Origin of the sequence: Vibrio qinghaiensis, from assembly GCF_002257545.1 — a bacterium.
GTDB classification, from domain to species: domain Bacteria; phylum Pseudomonadota; class Gammaproteobacteria; order Enterobacterales; family Vibrionaceae; genus Vibrio; species Vibrio ordalii.
Genome location: NZ_CP022741.1, coordinates 564,035 through 580,897, shown reverse-complemented (window position 1 = coordinate 580,897; position 16,863 = coordinate 564,035). Strand labels below are relative to the sequence as shown.

At 44.1% G+C, this 16,863-nt stretch carries 15 protein-coding genes, 2 tRNA genes and 1 pseudogene; 3 read left to right on the top strand and 15 right to left on the bottom strand.

The features are described from left to right. Window positions 1-135: 135 nt before the first annotated feature. From rpsO to rlmE, 13 genes are all read right to left on the bottom strand, one after another. A complete protein-coding gene (gene rpsO, locus CCZ37_RS02840; protein WP_010318921.1) occupies window positions 136-405 on the bottom strand; it encodes a 30S ribosomal protein S15 in 270 nt (89 codons plus the stop codon). A 109-nt stretch (window positions 406-514) separates the two neighbouring features. After that, the gene (gene truB / locus CCZ37_RS02835; RefSeq protein WP_010318922.1) at window positions 515-1,465 is read right to left on the bottom strand and encodes a tRNA pseudouridine(55) synthase TruB; all 951 of its coding nucleotides are present in this window, start codon (window positions 1,463-1,465) and stop codon (window positions 515-517) included. Beyond that, entirely contained in the window at window positions 1,466-1,882 is a 417-nt protein-coding gene (gene rbfA / locus CCZ37_RS02830; protein WP_010318923.1) for a 30S ribosome-binding factor RbfA, read from the bottom strand. 105 nt (window positions 1,883-1,987) lie between these two features. Then, window positions 1,988-4,702: a translation initiation factor IF-2 gene (gene infB / locus CCZ37_RS02825; protein ID WP_094499696.1), complete on the bottom strand. Its 2,715-nt coding sequence runs from the start codon at window positions 4,700-4,702 to the stop codon at window positions 1,988-1,990. A gap of 24 nt (window positions 4,703-4,726) precedes the next feature. After that, on the bottom strand, window positions 4,727-6,214 hold the full coding sequence (gene nusA, locus CCZ37_RS02820; RefSeq protein WP_094499695.1) for a transcription termination factor NusA: 1,488 nt from the start codon (window positions 6,212-6,214) through the stop codon (window positions 4,727-4,729). 36 nt (window positions 6,215-6,250) lie between these two features. Beyond that, the gene (gene rimP / locus CCZ37_RS02815) at window positions 6,251-6,706 is read right to left on the bottom strand and encodes a ribosome maturation factor RimP (RefSeq protein ID WP_013857619.1); all 456 of its coding nucleotides are present in this window, start codon (window positions 6,704-6,706) and stop codon (window positions 6,251-6,253) included. A gap of 210 nt (window positions 6,707-6,916) precedes the next feature. After that, window positions 6,917-6,993: transfer RNA gene (locus CCZ37_RS02810), tRNA-Met, on the bottom strand. 54 nt (window positions 6,994-7,047) lie between these two features. Next, window positions 7,048-7,131 (bottom strand) — tRNA-Leu (locus CCZ37_RS02805). 26 nt (window positions 7,132-7,157) lie between these two features. Further along, window positions 7,158-7,493, bottom strand: coding sequence for a preprotein translocase subunit SecG (secG, locus tag CCZ37_RS02800; protein ID WP_010318534.1), 336 nt, complete (start codon window positions 7,491-7,493; stop codon window positions 7,158-7,160). A gap of 263 nt (window positions 7,494-7,756) precedes the next feature. Then, window positions 7,757-9,097, bottom strand: coding sequence for a phosphoglucosamine mutase (gene glmM / locus CCZ37_RS02795; RefSeq protein WP_088720912.1), 1,341 nt, complete (start codon window positions 9,095-9,097; stop codon window positions 7,757-7,759). 22 nt (window positions 9,098-9,119) lie between these two features. Next, window positions 9,120-9,950 carry a dihydropteroate synthase gene (gene folP / locus CCZ37_RS02790; protein ID WP_094499694.1) on the bottom strand — a complete coding sequence of 277 codons (831 nt, stop codon included), beginning with the start codon at window positions 9,948-9,950 and terminating at the stop codon, window positions 9,120-9,122. A 58-nt stretch (window positions 9,951-10,008) separates the two neighbouring features. Beyond that, on the bottom strand, window positions 10,009-11,958 hold the full coding sequence (gene ftsH / locus CCZ37_RS02785; RefSeq protein WP_094499693.1) for an ATP-dependent zinc metalloprotease FtsH: 1,950 nt from the start codon (window positions 11,956-11,958) through the stop codon (window positions 10,009-10,011). 98 nt (window positions 11,959-12,056) lie between these two features. Then, complete coding sequence (rlmE, locus tag CCZ37_RS02780) at window positions 12,057-12,686, bottom strand: 23S rRNA (uridine(2552)-2'-O)-methyltransferase RlmE (RefSeq protein WP_010318530.1); 630 nt, start codon at window positions 12,684-12,686, stop codon at window positions 12,057-12,059. A gap of 119 nt (window positions 12,687-12,805) precedes the next feature. Here rlmE and yhbY point away from each other — a divergent pair, with 119 nt between their 5' ends. After that, window positions 12,806-13,102 carry a ribosome assembly RNA-binding protein YhbY gene (yhbY, locus tag CCZ37_RS02775; protein ID WP_010318529.1) on the top strand — a complete coding sequence of 99 codons (297 nt, stop codon included), beginning with the start codon at window positions 12,806-12,808 and terminating at the stop codon, window positions 13,100-13,102. An 87-nt stretch (window positions 13,103-13,189) separates the two neighbouring features. Here yhbY and greA read toward each other — a convergent pair whose 3' ends face one another. Next, entirely contained in the window at window positions 13,190-13,663 is a 474-nt protein-coding gene (gene greA, locus CCZ37_RS02770; RefSeq protein ID WP_010318528.1) for a transcription elongation factor GreA, read from the bottom strand. A gap of 551 nt (window positions 13,664-14,214) precedes the next feature. Between greA and ompU the strand changes: the two genes are divergently transcribed. Both ompU and dacB read left to right on the top strand, forming a co-directional pair. Continuing rightward, on the top strand, window positions 14,215-15,180 hold the full coding sequence (gene ompU / locus CCZ37_RS02765; protein WP_094133696.1) for a porin OmpU: 966 nt from the start codon (window positions 14,215-14,217) through the stop codon (window positions 15,178-15,180). Window positions 15,181-15,279: 99 nt separating this feature from the next. Beyond that, window positions 15,280-16,722, top strand: coding sequence for a serine-type D-Ala-D-Ala carboxypeptidase (gene dacB / locus CCZ37_RS02760; RefSeq protein WP_094499692.1), 1,443 nt, complete (start codon window positions 15,280-15,282; stop codon window positions 16,720-16,722). On the opposite strand, the pseudogene CCZ37_RS02755 reads toward dacB, so the two are convergent. Further along, window positions 16,701-16,817: pseudogene (locus tag CCZ37_RS02755) on the bottom strand (magnesium transporter); the annotation flags it as partial. The gene dacB and the pseudogene CCZ37_RS02755 sit on opposite strands and share 22 nt — an antisense overlap. Between the last annotated feature and the right edge of the window lie 46 nt (window positions 16,818-16,863).

The following is a 16,863-nucleotide window of genomic DNA, read 5'->3' as shown; positions in this document are numbered from 1 at the left end:
TAATGCTATGAGTATGAAGCGTTAAAGTACATACAACACACTTTAACGGCGGGTAGTATAGCGACTTAGGAGAGATTGTGCCAAATTTAGATAACAAAAAAGGGGCTAAAAGCCCCTTTTCTGAACAAACTGATCTTAGCGACGTAGCTCAAGACGTTTGATTAGGTCTTGGTAACGACCTAAATCTTTACCTTTTAGGTAGTCTAGAAGCTTACGACGGCTTGAAACCATGCGTAGTAGACCACGACGGCTGTGGTGATCGCCTTTGTGAGTTTTGAAGTGACCTTGTAGGTGGTTGATAGAAGCAGTTAGTAGTGCTACTTGTACTTCTGGTGAACCAGTGTCGCCTTCGCCACGTGCGTATTCAGCAACGATTGCCGCTTTAGTTTCTGCATTCAGAGACATAATGCTCTCCTAATAAGAGTAAGTTTAAAGGTGTAGCAGCCAATCTCTGATTCAGCCGCTACGCGAAGCCGGGATTATAGGGAAATCCCCAACGTTAAGCAATAGCTATTTACAGCGACTCTTCGTCTCTAAAAACGACCAATCGCTTAGGTGCAACACGACCATCTTGGTCAATTTCACCCACACCGATAAAGAGTTTCTCTTCACCCATGGTCATGCGCACTGTGCCATCAAGTGGCACACCCAACACTTGCACTGGTTGGCCATGTTGTACCATGTCTGCCAACTCAGGAATAAGGTTAACTTCCGGCAAATCTTGCACCGCACTGTCCATTGGCATCAATAACGAGTCCAGCACATTTTTCGGTGCGACATCATCACGCAGCGCCTGTTGCAGCAATGCATCAAGTTGCTCTAAAGTCACCATCTTCTCATATGGGTACTTCGCGACCGCAGTACGACGCAGCATGGTCACATGTGCACCACAACCAAGCATTTCACCTAAGTCATCCACGATAGTGCGGATATAAGTGCCTTTCGAACAGTGCACATCCATTTCAACTTCATCATCTTCGAAACGGATCAATTCAATTTCATAGACAGTGATTTTTCGAGACTCGCGCGGAATATCAATGCCTTCACGAGCGTATTCATATAGAGGACGGCCTTGATATTTCAGTGCAGAAAACATTGACGGAATTTGGTCGGTTTCACCACGAAAACGCTCGATACACTCTCGCAGGGTATTTAATTGCACATTGACAGGGCGTGTTTCCACTACCTCTCCGTCTGAATCAGAGGTATTGGTTCGCTCACCCAATTTTGCAATGACTCGATAACGCTTATCTGAATCAAGTAAAAACTGAGAGAATTTTGTCGCTTCACCAAGGCAAATAGGCAACATTCCTGTTGCCAAAGGATCGAGCGCGCCAGTGTGTCCGGCTTTTTCTGCAAAATAAATACGTTTTACTTTTTGTAAGGCATCATTCGAGGAGATACCCGTTGGCTTATCCAGTAAAATTACCCCGTTAATTGGGCGACCTTTACGACGACGAGCCATCTATTCATTCCCTTCTTCAGCAGACGCTTCATCTTCACGTCCTGCCTCTTTCTGTCTGCGCTTATCATTGCTGACCACTTCAGTCACCAAGTTGGACATGCGCATACCTTCAACCAAAGTATTGTCATAAGTGAAGCGAATTTCTGGTGTCAAACGTAAGCGAATACGTTTGCCAAGCATCATGCGGATATGAACTTCATGCTCTTTTAACGCAGCTAAGCAGCTTTCTGGGGTCTGCTCACCAACGCATAGAAACGTCACAAACACTTTTGCATAAGCAAGGTCACGTGACACTTCGACTTCTGAAATAGTCACCATACCTAAGCGTGAGTCACGGACTTCACGTTGTATGATCATGGCGAGTTCTTTTTGCAGCTGTTGGGATACGCGCTGCGTGCGGCTAAATTCTTTTGACATATCTTTTCTCACATATAGAAAGAATGGGGGGATGGTTCAACCCAGCCCCCCATGGTGTATTCAACAACCGATTACTGTCTATTTCAATACAGCAACGTCAGTCAATTAATCCAGTGTACGTTTAATTTCCACTGTTTCGAAGACTTCGATTTGGTCACCAACGCGAACATCATTGTAGTTCTTAACGCCGATACCACATTCGTAGCCATTCTTCACTTCTTGCACGTCATCTTTAAAGCGACGTAGCGACTCAAGCTCACCTTCGTAGATAACCACGTTATCACGTAGAACACGGATAGGGCTATTACGTTTGATAACGCCTTCAGTCACCATACAACCAGCAACTGCACCTAGTTTAGGTGATTTGAATACTTCACGAACCTGAGCAAGACCAATGATCTCTTGCTTAAACTCTGGTGCTAGCATGCCGCTCATGGCCGCTTTTACTTCATCAATCAATTGGTAAATGATTGAGTAGTATCGTAGGTCTAAGTTTTCAGATTCGATAGTACGACGAGCCGACGCATCAGCACGAACGTTAAAGCCAAGCACGATAGCGTTAGAAGCCGCTGCAAGTACTGCGTCAGTTTCTGTAATACCACCGACACCAGAACCTACAATGTTCACTTTCACTTCATCAGTTGAAAGGTTACGCAGTGAATCAGCAATGGCTTCAACCGAACCTTGAACGTCTGCTTTTAGTACCACGTTCAGTTCAGCCACTTCACCCGCGGTCATGTTAGAGAACATGTTTTCGAGCTTAGATTTCTGCTGACGAGCAAGCTTCACATCACGGAATTTACCTTGACGATAATTTGCCACTTCACGTGCTTTACGCTCATCACGAACTACTGTTGCTTCATCACCAGCAGCTGGAACACCAGACAAACCTAGAATTTCAACAGGGATTGATGGGCCCGCTTCCGTAACTTCGTTACCCGTTTCGTCGCGCATCGCACGAACACGGCCATATTCTTGACCACACAGTACGATGTCGCCTTTGCGTAGTGTTCCTGATTGAACAAGAACGGTTGCCACAGGGCCACGGCCTTTATCAAGGCGAGATTCAACTACCACACCAGACGCCATACCATCTTTAACAGCATGAAGTTCAAGAACTTCAGCTTGAAGTAGGATAGCTTCTAGTAGGCCTTCAATATTGGTTCCCTGTTTTGCAGAGATGTGAACAAACATGTTCTCACCGCCCCACTCTTCAGGAATGATGTTGTGTTGAGCAAGCTCATTTTTCACGCCATCTGGGTTTGCGCCATCTTTATCGATTTTGTTTACTGCAACGATAAGTGGCACACTCGCCGCTTTCGCATGTTGAATCGCTTCAACTGTTTGTGGCATCACGCCATCGTCTGCTGCAACAACCAATACAACGATATCTGTCGCTTGAGCACCACGAGCACGCATTGAAGTAAACGCAGCGTGTCCAGGAGTATCAAGGAAGGTAATCATACCGTTTGGTGTTTCAACATGGTAAGCACCAATGTGCTGAGTAATACCACCGGCCTCCCCTGAGGCAACGTGTGTGCGACGGATGTAATCAAGTGTTGATGTCTTACCGTGGTCAACGTGGCCCATGATAGTAACAACTGGCGCACGAGGCACTGCTTCAAACTTGTTATCACGGTCAGAAAGGATCGCTTCTTCCAGTTCATTCTCCTTACGGATAAGAACTTTATGGCCCATTTCTTCGGCAACTAATTGCGCGGTTTCCTGGTCGATCACTTGGTTGATGGTTGCCATAGCGCCCATCTTCATCATTACTTTGATAACTTCAGTTGCTTTCACTGACATTTTGCTTGCCAGTTCAGAAAGAACAATCGTTTCACCGATCACAACATCTTGCTTAGCGACAACCGCTGTTTTATCAAAACCATGTTGCATCGATGCAGGTTTAGCCATACGACCTTTACGAGCTTTGCCTCGGCGCGTACCGCGCTCTTGCTTATCATCCTGAGATGATATTTTGCTCTTATTAGCTTTCGTAGATTTACGGCTAGCACCTTCTTCACGGCGATCTGCTTCATCTTCGGCTTCACGTGCATACGTTGAAGTCGTAACATGGTAATCTGTATTTTCTTCCATACTACCCTTTTTCTCTTCTTCAGCAGACCAACGCTCTTTATTCTTCTCAGCCAATTCACGTGCTATTTCTAGCTGGCGCTGACTTTCCTCTTCAGCTTTACGTAATGCTTCGGCTTCTTGACGACGTTTAAGCTCTTCGGCTTCTTTTCGCGCTGCTTCTTGCTTCATTTTATTTTCAGCAGAAAGTTCTGGTTTCACTGCAGAACGTTTTGCTTTCTCATCCGCGTTAGCTGTTGCATTGCTTTGTGCTTCAACCTTCGCTTTCTCTTGTGCCTCACGCTTCGCTTTTTCTTCGGCTTCACGCTTTGCTTTTTCTTCGGCTTCACGCTTTGCTTTTTCTTGTGCTTCACGTGCTGCTAATTCTTGTGCTTCACGTTGCGCAGCTTCTTCCGCTTCACGTGTTGCTTCGTCATCTGCTGCGCTGCGCTTAACGTAAGTCCGTTTTTTACGCACTTCAACTTGAACATTCTTACTTTTGCCGCCACCGGCATTGACGCTTAGTGTACTGCGTGTTTTTCGCTGCAACGTCAAACGAGTCGGCTCGGAGTCACCCGTCGTGTCACCGTGCTCTTTTCTAAGATGCGACAATAGCTTGTGCTTTTCGTCATCAGAAACGTTATCAGAACTCGTTTTGTTCATGCCTGCATCAGCAAGTTGTTCTAACAAGCGGTCAACTGGCGTACCAATTTCTTCACTCAGTGCTTTAACTGTAAGTTGTGTCATGCCGCTCTCTCCCCTTGCTGAGAATTATTCTTCTTCGCTAAACCAACAAATATTGCGCGCTGCCATGATCAGTTGACCTGCGCGTTCTTCTGTTAGACCTTCAATATTTTCGAGGTCATCAATACCTTGGTCAGCAAGATCTTCTAATGTAACTACGCCTTTTGCTGCGAGTTTAAAGGCCATTTCACGCTCTAAACCTGCTAGTGCAAGCAGATCTTCCGCTGGCTCTAACCCTTCAAAAGACTCTTCTTGTGCTAATGCGATCGTAGTCAACGCATCCTTCGCACGAGTACGCAATGTTTCAATAATATCTTCATCAAGACCGTCAACTTCAAGTAGCTCTGCAACTGGTACATAAGCCACTTCTTCAAGCGTTGAGAAGCCTTCTTCAACCAATAACTCAGCGAAGTCTTGCTCAATATCAAGATACTTCATGAAGTTTTCAATAGAAGCCATCGACTCTTCTTGATGTTTTTTCTGTAGATCAGCAACCGTCATGACATTCAATTCCCAACCGGTCAGTTGAGAAGCGAGACGTACGTTTTGACCATTACGACCGATTGCTTGCGCTAGGTTATCCGCTTCAACAGCAATATCAATTGAGTGCGTATCTTCATCCATGATGATCGATGCAACATCTGCTGGTGCCATTGCATTGATAACAAATTGGGCTGGGTTATCATCCCAAAGAACGATATCAATGCGCTCACCGCCAAGTTCACTCGATACGGCTTGAACACGTGCTCCACGCATACCGACACACGCGCCCACAGGGTCAATGCGTTTGTCATTGGTTTTGACTGCAATTTTCGCACGCGAACCCGGATCACGAGCCGCGGCTTTCAATTCAATCAGCTCTTCACCGATTTCTGGCACTTCTACACGGAATAGCTCAGCGAGCATTTCTGGTTTTGAACGAGTAATGAAGAGTTGGAATCCGCGCGCTTCAGGACGTACCGCATATAGCAGACCACGCACTCGGTCACCTGGACGAAAGTTTTCACGCGGTAGCTGGTCATCACGTAAAATAACCGCTTCAGCGTTATTACCTAAATCCAGAATAACCGAATCACGGTTTACTTTCTTAACAACGCCAGTAACCAACTCACCTTCGTTATCAATAAACTGTTCGACGATTTGCGCACGTTCAGCTTCACGCACTTTTTGTACGATAACCTGTTTTGCTGTTTGTGTTGTAATACGGTCAAAGGTCACTGATTCAATTTGATCTTCAATATATTGACCAAGTTCAGCCGTTTCGTCGTCGTATTTAGCTGCATCGTATGAAATTTCTTTTGTTGGATGTTCAACATTTTCAACGATTAACCAACGGCGAAAAGTTTCAAACTCACCCGTTTTACGGTCGATAGCAACACGTACATCGACTTCAATTTCATGTTTCTTCTTTGTTGATGTGGCAAGCGCAGTTTCAAGCGCCTCAAAAATACGCTCACGAGGTACGGCCTTCTCGTTCGAAACCGCCTCAACTACCGCTAAAATTTCTTTACTCATTTAATCTAGCCTCTTAAGCTCTTTTCTCTAGGAGAACTAAAATTTAGGGATCAGGTTAGCTTTAGAAATATTGCTTAGCGCAAATAGTTCTTCTTTCCCATCAACGCTAATTGCAACGGTTTCGCCATCAATAGAATGGATAATTCCTTTCCATTTGCGACGGTTGCCGACACCCATTTTCAAAACGATGCTGACTTCGTGACCAATAAACTGTTCATAATGCGCTGCTTTAAAAAGTGGTCTCTCTAAACCTGGTGAAGAAACTTCTAGGTTGTAAGCCACAGAAATTGGATCTTCAACATCGAGCACAGCACTCACTTGATGGCTCACTTCTGCGCAATCATCAACGTTAATACCGTTTTCATGATCAATATAGATGCGTAATGTTGAGTGCTCTCCGGCACGAATAAATTCTAATCCAACTAACTCATAACCTGATGCCGCTACTGGAGCGTCAAGCATTTCAGTAAGTTGTCTTTCTAAACCAGTCATTTAAACCACTCCAGAAACAAAAAAAGGGCACAGAGCCCAATTTAAATTCCAAGCAACTATCTGAAAATCTCATACTTGAGAAACTCAGATAACAAAAAACCCCGATTAGTCGGGGTTTTTTGTTGCTGGACCCTGATGATTGAGAATCTAAATTCTCAATTGCAGTGAGGTTGACACTGCACAAACTTGCATCCAAAACCCAAAAAGAATTGGTTGCGGGGGCCGGATTTGAACCGACGACCTTCGGGTTATGAGCCCGACGAGCTACCAAGCTGCTCCACCCCGCGTCCGACTTGCGAGCATTATACGCTCTATCAAGTGATTTACAAGTTTGTAAATAATGGTGCCGAGAGAGGGACTCGAACCCTCACACCTAAGGCGCTAGCACCTCATGCTAGTGTGTCTACCAATTTCACCATCTCGGCAATTATTTGTACTTATCTAAGATAAGTTATTGCGGGATTTCGTCACCAGATTTTACTGGCACGTCACTCGCTGTATCCGTAGTTTGCTCAATCACTTGACCTTTAGTTGGGTCAATCCATTGTGATTCAGTTTTATGCGTAGACAAATTGCCCAATGCCAAACTAAGAATAAAGAATACGGTTGCAAAAATTGCAGTCATTCGGGTTAGGAAATTTCCTGAGCCACTAGCACCAAACACAGTGTTTGACGCGCCAGCACCGAAAGAGGCTCCCATATCTGCGCCTTTACCTTGTTGAATTAACACTAGGCCAATGATACCAAGCGCTGCCAACAGGTAAATCACAAGTAGAACTGTAAACATTACTTCCACCTATGTTCCAAATAGTTGAGCCAGCGCCGTTCTTATCAACTGACTTGAACAAGGCTAGCGACCTCCTCAACGAAGGCGGACGCAATACTAACGAATGCATCCCATGCTGACAAGGAGTATTTTATAAAAAAATGGAGTTTATGCTTCAAGCGGTTAAAAAAAGGGCAACAACACCCTATATGTATAGCTAACCATAAGATTTCAAGCCGAATTACGGTCATGAAATCCTAGGTTAACTCATATTATTTTTCTGGTTAGCAATTATCTTTAACCGCTTGCGCTATCTTTAATGCTGAATTTTTTACTAGCTCAGCATCTTCCCCTTCCACCATCACGCGCAATAAAGGTTCAGTACCTGATTTACGCAAGAGCACTCGACCTTGGTTACCAAGTTCCGCTTCTACGGCAGCTACAGCCGCTTTTACCGCTTCAGCTTCTAATGGGTTGGAATCACCACTAAAACGTACGTTTTCTAAAACCTGCGGGTAAAGCGTCATGCCTTTAGCCAGTTCATTGAGCGACATTTCACTGCCCACAACGGAAGCAAGAACTTGCAACGCCGCAACAATCGCATCACCCGTAGTCACTTTGTCTAGCAGTATGATGTGCCCTGAATTTTCCGCGCCAATTTTCCAACCTTTTGCCAGCAATTTTTCCATCACATAACGGTCGCCAACCGCCGCGCGCACAAAAGGGATACCTAACTGCTTTAAGCCGTTTTCCATACCAAGGTTTGTCATTAGCGTTCCAACAACACCACCTTTTAATTCTCCACGTCGCAGGGCATCACGGGCGATGATATAGGCAATTTGATCTCCATCCACTTTATTGCCAAGCTCATCAACCATAATTAAGCGATCGCCATCACCATCAAATGCCAGTCCTAAATCTGCTTTTTCTGCCACAACGCGCTGTTGCAACGCACGGACATCCGTTGCTCCAACTTCGTCATTAATATTCAGACCATCTGGCTCAACCCCCATTGCTATCACTTCAGCGCCAAGTTCCTTAAACACATTAGGCGCGATGTGATAGGTGGCACCATGAGCACAGTCAACGACGATTTTCAGCTTTGATAAATTCCATTGAGATGGAAAGGTACTTTTACAAAACTCAATATATCGCCCTGCAGCATCGACCATTCGTGAAGCCTTACCAAGTTCGGCAGACTCGACACACTCAATCGGTTTATCCAATTCAGCTTCGATCTCCAATTCAATTTCATCAGGTAATTTAGTCCCTTCGGATGAGAAGAATTTGATGCCGTTATCGTAATAAGGATTATGCGACGCTGAGATAACGATCCCCGCTTCCGCACGAAAGGTTTGAGTCAGGTAAGCAACCGCTGGCGTCGGCATAGGTCCGGTAAAAATTGCTTTTAATCCTGCGGCGGCTAAGCCCGCCTCTAAAGCCGACTCAAGCATATAGCCTGAAATACGCGTATCTTTACCAATAATGACTTTTTTCGTGCCTTGTTTTGCCAATACACGACCGGCCGCCCAGCCAAGCTTTAATACGAAATCGGGAGTGATAGGATACTGTCCAACCTTACCGCGGACACCATCTGTACCAAAGTAACGTCTTTTGTCAGACATGGTTTTTCCTTAATTATTATTGTTAACTATTTTGAATAATGGTTTGTACTATTTTCATTGCTTCAATGGTTTCGTTCACATCATGAACCCGAATAATGTGTGCACCTTTCATTGCAGCAACAGCTGCGCAGGTAACGCTCGCCACCATACATTCAGCTGGTTTTTTATTGAGTATTTTAAAAATCATTGACTTACGAGACATTCCAGCCAATATCGGCAAACCAAATTGATGAAAGGCATCTAAATGAGCAAGCAGATGATAATTATGCTCAACGGTTTTGCCAAATCCAAAACCAGGATCGAGAATAATATTTTCGCGCGCGATCCCCGCGCGCGTGCACGCTGCGACTCGATCTTCTAGAAAGAGCTTAACATCAGCTAACACATCTTGATAATGTGGGCTAGTTTGCATCGTTCGTGGCTGGCCTTGCATATGCATGATACAGACAGGCACTTGTGCTTTAGCCGCAACCTCTAATGCCCCCGGCTCTTGCAGTGCACGAACATCATTAATCAAGTCAGCACCAGCCTCAACCGCCTGACGCATCACCTCAGCTTTACTGGTGTCAATTGAAATCCAGACGTCATGCTTTGCACGAATAGCTTTAATAATAGGAATAACACGAGATAATTCGTCATCGAGAGTCACTTCTGGAGCGCCCGGCCGAGTTGACTCCCCTCCAATGTCAATAATACTGACACCTGCGGCAATCATTTTATCGGCATGCTCTAGTGCCAGATCTAGCGCGTTAAATTTCCCACCATCGGAAAATGAATCCGGTGTCATGTTCAAGATACCCATGACATGAGGACGATCGAGGATAAGTGTCTTTGTTGGGGTTTGAATCTTCATTTTGCTCTAAAACAGAAAAACCCCGAGAAAGCTCGGGGTTTAATTTGAATATTAACGATTACTCAGCATCTTTCTTTTCTGAAGACTCAGTGGTTACTTCGTCTTCTGCTGCTGGCTCTACTTTTGGCTCTTGAGCTTTTTCCGCTTCCGCTTTTTCTGCTTGAGCTTTGGCTTGATCAGCCCATCCTGCAGGTTCACGAATCTCGGTTTTACGCTCCATTAAGTCATCAATTTGGCCTGCATCAATCGTTTCGTATTTCATCAACGCATCTTTCATTGTGTGCATAATGTCCATGTTCTCTTCAAGGATTTTACGCGCACGATCATAGTTGCGATCAATAATTTTACGCACTTCGTCATCAATCAACTTAGCCGTATCTTCAGACACATGCTTAGTTTGAGTCACGCTGCGCCCTAAAAACACTTCACCTTCATCTTCTGCGTACAACAATGGGCCAAGTTTTTCCGAAAAGCCCCATTGAGTAACCATCTTACGAGCAATAGCTGTCGCACGTTCGATATCGTTTGATGCACCAGTTGAAACGTTTTCTGGGCCGTAAATTAACTCTTCCGCTAAACGACCGCCATACAAGCTTGAAATCATAGACTCAAGATGCAGCTTAGACATGCTGACTCGGTCTTGTTCAGGCAAGTACATCGTTACACCTAAAGCTCGACCACGTGGAATAATCGATACTTTATAAACAGGGTCATGTTCAGGCACCAAACGACCAACAATGGCGTGTCCTGCTTCATGATAAGCTGTCGATGCTTTCGTTTCTTCAGACATCACCATCGAACGACGTTCAGCACCCATCATGATTTTGTCTTTTGCTAACTCAAACTCAACCATTGAAACATTGCGTTTGTTACCGCGAGCAGAGAATAACGCCGCCTCGTTCACTAAGTTTGCCAAATCGGCACCAGAGAAACCCGGTGTTCCGCGAGCAATCAATGAAGGTTCAACATCACCAGCTAAAGGTACTTTGCGCATATGAACTTTCAAAATTTGTTCACGACCGCGAACATCAGGTAAACCGACCACCACTTGACGGTCAAAACGCCCCGGACGCAGCAATGCTGGGTCTAAAACGTCTGGACGGTTGGTTGCTGCAATGACGATAACGCCTTCATTGCCTTCAAAACCATCCATTTCAACCAACATTTGGTTTAACGTCTGCTCACGCTCATCGTGACCACCGCCGACACCAGCACCACGTTGGCGACCTACCGCATCAATCTCATCAATAAAGATGATACAAGGTGAAGCCTTTTTCGCTTGCTCGAACATGTCACGTACACGAGATGCACCGACACCAACAAACATTTCAACGAAATCAGAACCAGATATAGTGAAGAATGGAACTTTCGCCTCACCAGCAATCGCTTTTGCCAGTAATGTTTTACCTGTACCAGGAGGACCAACCATCAAAACACCGGTTGGAATTTTGCCACCCAGTTTTTGGAATCGGCTTGGGTCACGCAAGTAATCCACAAGCTCTTTCACATCTTCTTTAGCTTCGTCACAACCCGCTACATCACCAAACGTGGTTTTGATCTGCTCTTCACCCATCATACGAGCTTTGCTCTTACCAAATGACATGGCACCTTTGCCACCGCCACCTTGCATTTGACGCATGAAGAATATCCAAACACCGATCAGTAGGATCATCGGGAACCAAGAGATAAAAATGGTTCCGAGCAAACTTTGTTCTTCTGGTGGTGTGCCTTGTACTTTAACGTTTTGATTAATCAAATCATCAAGCAGTTTTTGATCATACACAGGCATATAAGTTACATAGCGAGTACCGCCTCCTCTACGAGTAAAGGAAATTTCACTATTGTTAAATTGAGCTTCTTGAATCTGGCCTTGGCCAACTTCCTGTACGAACGTGGTGTAATCCACCGCTTTGCCGTTACTATCTCCAGGGCCAAAGCTCTGGAATACCGACATTAAAACGACAGCAATAACTAGCCACAGAATTAAATTTTTTGCCATATCACTCAAGGTGTAAGCCTCGCGATAACTAATTGTAATTAAAGGTAGGGTACTACAGTTTGTAACCTGTAGCCATATGTTAACTTATGCCTTGTACGGCAAAAACGTTAACCTTTGTAACCAGTGGCTACAACAAAGACTTCTCTTGAGCGAGCTCGCGAAGAGTCTGGTTTTCTTATTTTCACGACTTTAAACAGGTTTCGAACTTCTTTGACATAGTCATCAAAGCCTTCTCCCTGAAAAACCTTGACCACAAAACTACCATTTGGAGTAAGAACTTGTCGACACATATCTAGAGCTAGTTCGACCAAATACATTGCCCTTGGCTGATCAACCGAATTATTTCCGGCGATGTTAGGTGCCATGTCTGACATCACTACATCAACCATATCAGGCTGTATACGATCTAATAGTGCTTCCAGCACGGCCTCTTCACGAAAATCGCCCTGTAAAAAAGCAACACCGACAATAGGATCCATAGGTAAAATATCACACGCGATCACTCGACCTTTATCACCGACGATACCCGCTGAATATTGAGACCAACCGCCGGGAGCCGCCCCTAAATCCACAACCGTCATTCCAGGTCTAAGCAGTTTATCTTTATTTTGAATCTCTTCTATTTTGAAAATAGCACGCGAACGATAACCTCTCTTTTTGGCTTCATTCACGTATTTATCATCAAAATGTTCTTTCAACCAGCGGCTGGAGCTGGCCGAATGCTTCTGTTTACTCATTCGATTCCTAACTGAAATGTTTCCATCCAAGAAAGTATGGTAGAAAATATAGTCTTCAGGGATAGATGGCGTTAAAATAGCTTTTTTCAACCCTTATATTAAATAAAATTGGCCGCATAATGAACCTAAGCACCAAACAAAAGCAGCACCTTAAAGGCCTAGCACACAGTTTGAAACCTGTTGTACTGATGGGCGCGAATGGACTCACTGAGGCTGTTCTAGCGGAAATCGAGATTGCCCTCAACCACCACGAACTGATCAAAGTGAAAGTCGCATCCGAAGATCGCGAAACTAAGCAGTTGATTATCGATGCTATCGTGCGTGAGACTGGCGCAGAAAAAGTACAAACCATTGGTAAGATTCTCGTACTATTTCGTCAAACAGAGCAACGTAAAATCGAGATCCCTCGCAAGTAATCAGTCGCGTCATTGACGCTCTGACTCTGATGGATACAGACAAAAAAGGTCGCACACTGCGACCTTTTTGATTGTTGTTGAAATGAATTAGAGGTATTCAACTTTATCGATTTCGAAATCTTTATCACCACCAGGGGTGGCGATAATCACCTCATCACCTTCCATTTTACCGATCAAACCGCGGGCAATCGGTGAGCTGACAGAAATGCGCCCAGATTTAATCTCAGCTTCATCTTCACCCACAATCTGGTAGCGTTTCACTTCATCAGTATTACTATCAATCAATGTCACTGTTGAACCAAAAATCACTTTACCTGTATTTTCCATTTTAGTGATATCAATCACCTGAGCCACAGATAGCTTATATTCGATATCACGGATTTGAGCCTCACAAATACCTTGCTCTTCTCGAGCTGCGTGATATTCCGCATTTTCTTTTAAATCGCCAAGTTCACGTGCGGTTGCAATTGCTTGGGTAATTTGAGGACGTAATTTTAACAGCCGATCTAACTCTTCACGCAGCAACTGTTCACCACGAACTGTCATTGGAACTTTTTCCATTGTATACCTCTAGTGCCAAAATTCGTATTTGGGCAAAACAAAACTACCCAACCACAAAGGTTAGGTAGTACATGGATTAACATAGTTGCTAAATAGTGTAATCAAACTTCGTGACTAAATCATCTTAAATCACAACTCATCAGTGTCAGATGTTCGTCAACGTGCCCATAAGAATATGATAATAAATAGACGCAAACCTCATTTAAGCCAATGTTTTTGTTTAAAAAAACGACCCACCTCGCTAAAAAAAAATAAAAATTGAACTATTCAGACCAGTTAATAAAAACAAAAAAAACACTTTAAAAACAAAATCTTGATATTTATTTACATGAAATAAAACGGTGTTCATAAACCTGTTTTATATCATTTTACTAACTAATTTCGGAACTTAAGAGTAAAAAGTAGAACACGAAATGCTAGTAACGTTTGGTTGTTCGTTAGTGAAGGTTTACAAAACCCAACCTATGCAACTCAATGTTCAAAAGCACTCGAAGGACGATATAGACGTCGCAAATAAAAATATTTATGGACAGTAAATTAGGACTAATAAGATGAACAAAACTCTGATTGCTTTAGCAGTATCAGCTGCTGCAGTAGTAACTGGTGTAAATGCTGGTGAGCTATACAACCAAGACGGTACATCTCTAGAAATGGGTGGCCGCGCAGAAGCACGTCTTTCTCTTAAAGATGGCAAAGCGGACGATGCATCACGCGTACGTCTAAACTTCCTAGGTAAAGTAGCAATCAACGACAGCCTATACGGTGTTGGTTTCTACGAAGGTGAATTCACTACTAACGACCAAGGTACAAACAAAACTAACAACAACCTAGACAACCGTTACACTTATGCAGGTATCGGCGGTAACTTCGGTGAAGTGACTTACGGTAAAAACGACGGCGCGCTAGGTGTTATCACTGACTTTACGGATATCATGGCTTACCACGGTAACTCTGCAGCAGACAAAATTGCTGTAGCGGACCGCGTAGACAACATGGTGGCTTATAAAGGCCAATTCGAAAACCTAGGCGTTAAAGCAAGCTATCGTTTTGCTGATGCTTCAGTTGATACTACCAACGATAAATATGTGGATAACGGTCAAGACGGCTACTCTCTATCGGCTATCTATGCAATCGGCGACACTGGCGTTAAGCTAGGTGCAGGTTATGCTGATCAAGATACTCAAAACGAGTACATGCTTGCTGCATCTTACGCTATCTCTGATTTCTACTTCGCAGGTGTATTCACTGACGGCGAAAAAGACACTAACGTTGATTACACTGGTTATGAACTAGCTGCAGCCTACACAATGGGTCAAGCAGTATTCACAACAACTTACAACAACGCTGAAACAAGTGATGTAACTTCAAAAGATAACTTTGCAGTTGATGCAACTTACTTCTTCAAACCTAACTTCCGTTCGTACATCTCTTACAACTTCAACCTACTTGATTCAGACAAAGTAGGTAAAGCTGCATCTGAAGACGAACTAGCACTAGGTCTACGTTACGACTTCTAATTCTTGGCTTAATGTCATAGATTTAAAACGCCTGCTTGCTAGCAGGCGTTTTTTTATCTCGCTATACTGTATGTACACTCCGCCCTGAAATGCCGTGTTATGCTCTTATTAAACCGCAGTGCTTTTTTATTCATCCTCTCCTTCTTCTTTCCTTTATCGACTTTGGCGTATACGCCTTTGCAAACACTGCCACAAGGTACTCGGGTGGGTTTATTCGTTCACTCTTTAGCCACTGAACAGGTTTTTCAAGATACTAATAACATACAAGCGCTTTTCCCTCCTGCCAGCACTTTAAAAATACTCACCGCGCTTGCCGCCACGCTAGAGCTTGGCGAACAATTTCGCTTCACGACTCAGCTAACTCAACATGGCGATGACATTGTTATTCACTTCTCTGGCGACCCTACGTTAACCAGCCAAGATATGAAGCAGCTACTCAGCGAGCTAAAAAAACAGGGCATCTCACAAATAAAAGGCAACCTTTGGTTAGATAATTCAGCCTTTTCAGGTTACGACCGCGCGGTTGGATCACCTTGGGATATTCTGGGGGTATGCTATAGCGCCCCATCAAGTGCAATCACACTGGATGGTAATTGTGTGCAAGCCTCTATTTATACGCAACCGAACGGGAAAACTCGGGTTTATGTGCCTGAGCACTATCCCATTCACGTGACCAGCTACGCAAGAAGTGTCACTAAGACTGAACAAGAGAGTGCTCGCTGTGATTTAGAACTGCGCACTTCAGAGCAGAACCATTACCAGCTCGACGGCTGTTTGGCCGAGCGAACACAACCTCTGCCACTAAAGTTTGCCGTGCAAGACCCAAACTTATACGCCACACGTATGCTTTATAAGCAACTCAAACAAGTGGGCATTGAATTGCTAGGCGAGGTTAAGCTGGGTGTAAAGCAAGATGAGCTGAGCATAGAAAAGGGTTCATTGATAGCAACACATCAATCTATACCACTGTACCCGTTGTTAGATATGATGCTTAAAGAGTCTGACAATTTGATTGCTGACAGTTTAACCAAAACACTTGGCCAGCATTTTTTTATTCAACCCGGCAGTTTTAGTAATGGCACCGAGGCGATCAAGCAGATCCTTTTTTCTCGAACAGGCATCAACTTGGCACAAGCTCAGTTGGCTGATGGTTCGGGTTTATCACGTAACAACCGCCTTTCAGTACAAAACATGGTGGATGTGCTGAATTACATTTGGATTAATAATCAAACCCTTAAGCTTATTGATATCATGCCTAAAGCAGGTGAATCCGGTACCTTACAGTACCGACGTAGTATGCGTGGCCAAGCTATACAAGGGCAGCTGATTGCCAAAAGTGGTTCGCTTTATGGAACGCATAACATGGCGGGCTTCGGTTTAGATAAACAAGGAAAACCGAGTACATTATTTGTTCAATTCATCACTGATTATTATCCGCAAGATCAAGGCAATAACACTAGTGTTACCGCCCCAATTGCTCAATTTGAGACGCTCTTCTTTGAAGATGTCGTTAAGTTCAGTCAGCTCAGTTCTAATGAATAGTTCACCACGTTAAAGTATATCCACATAGCCGAAATATCGACGATAGAAGGCAGTACTGGGCTAACTAATACCGCTGGTTCTAATTTAAAAAAGCGCCCTTGGGCGCTTTGATGAGCTTTGATGAATAACGGTTCACTTTAT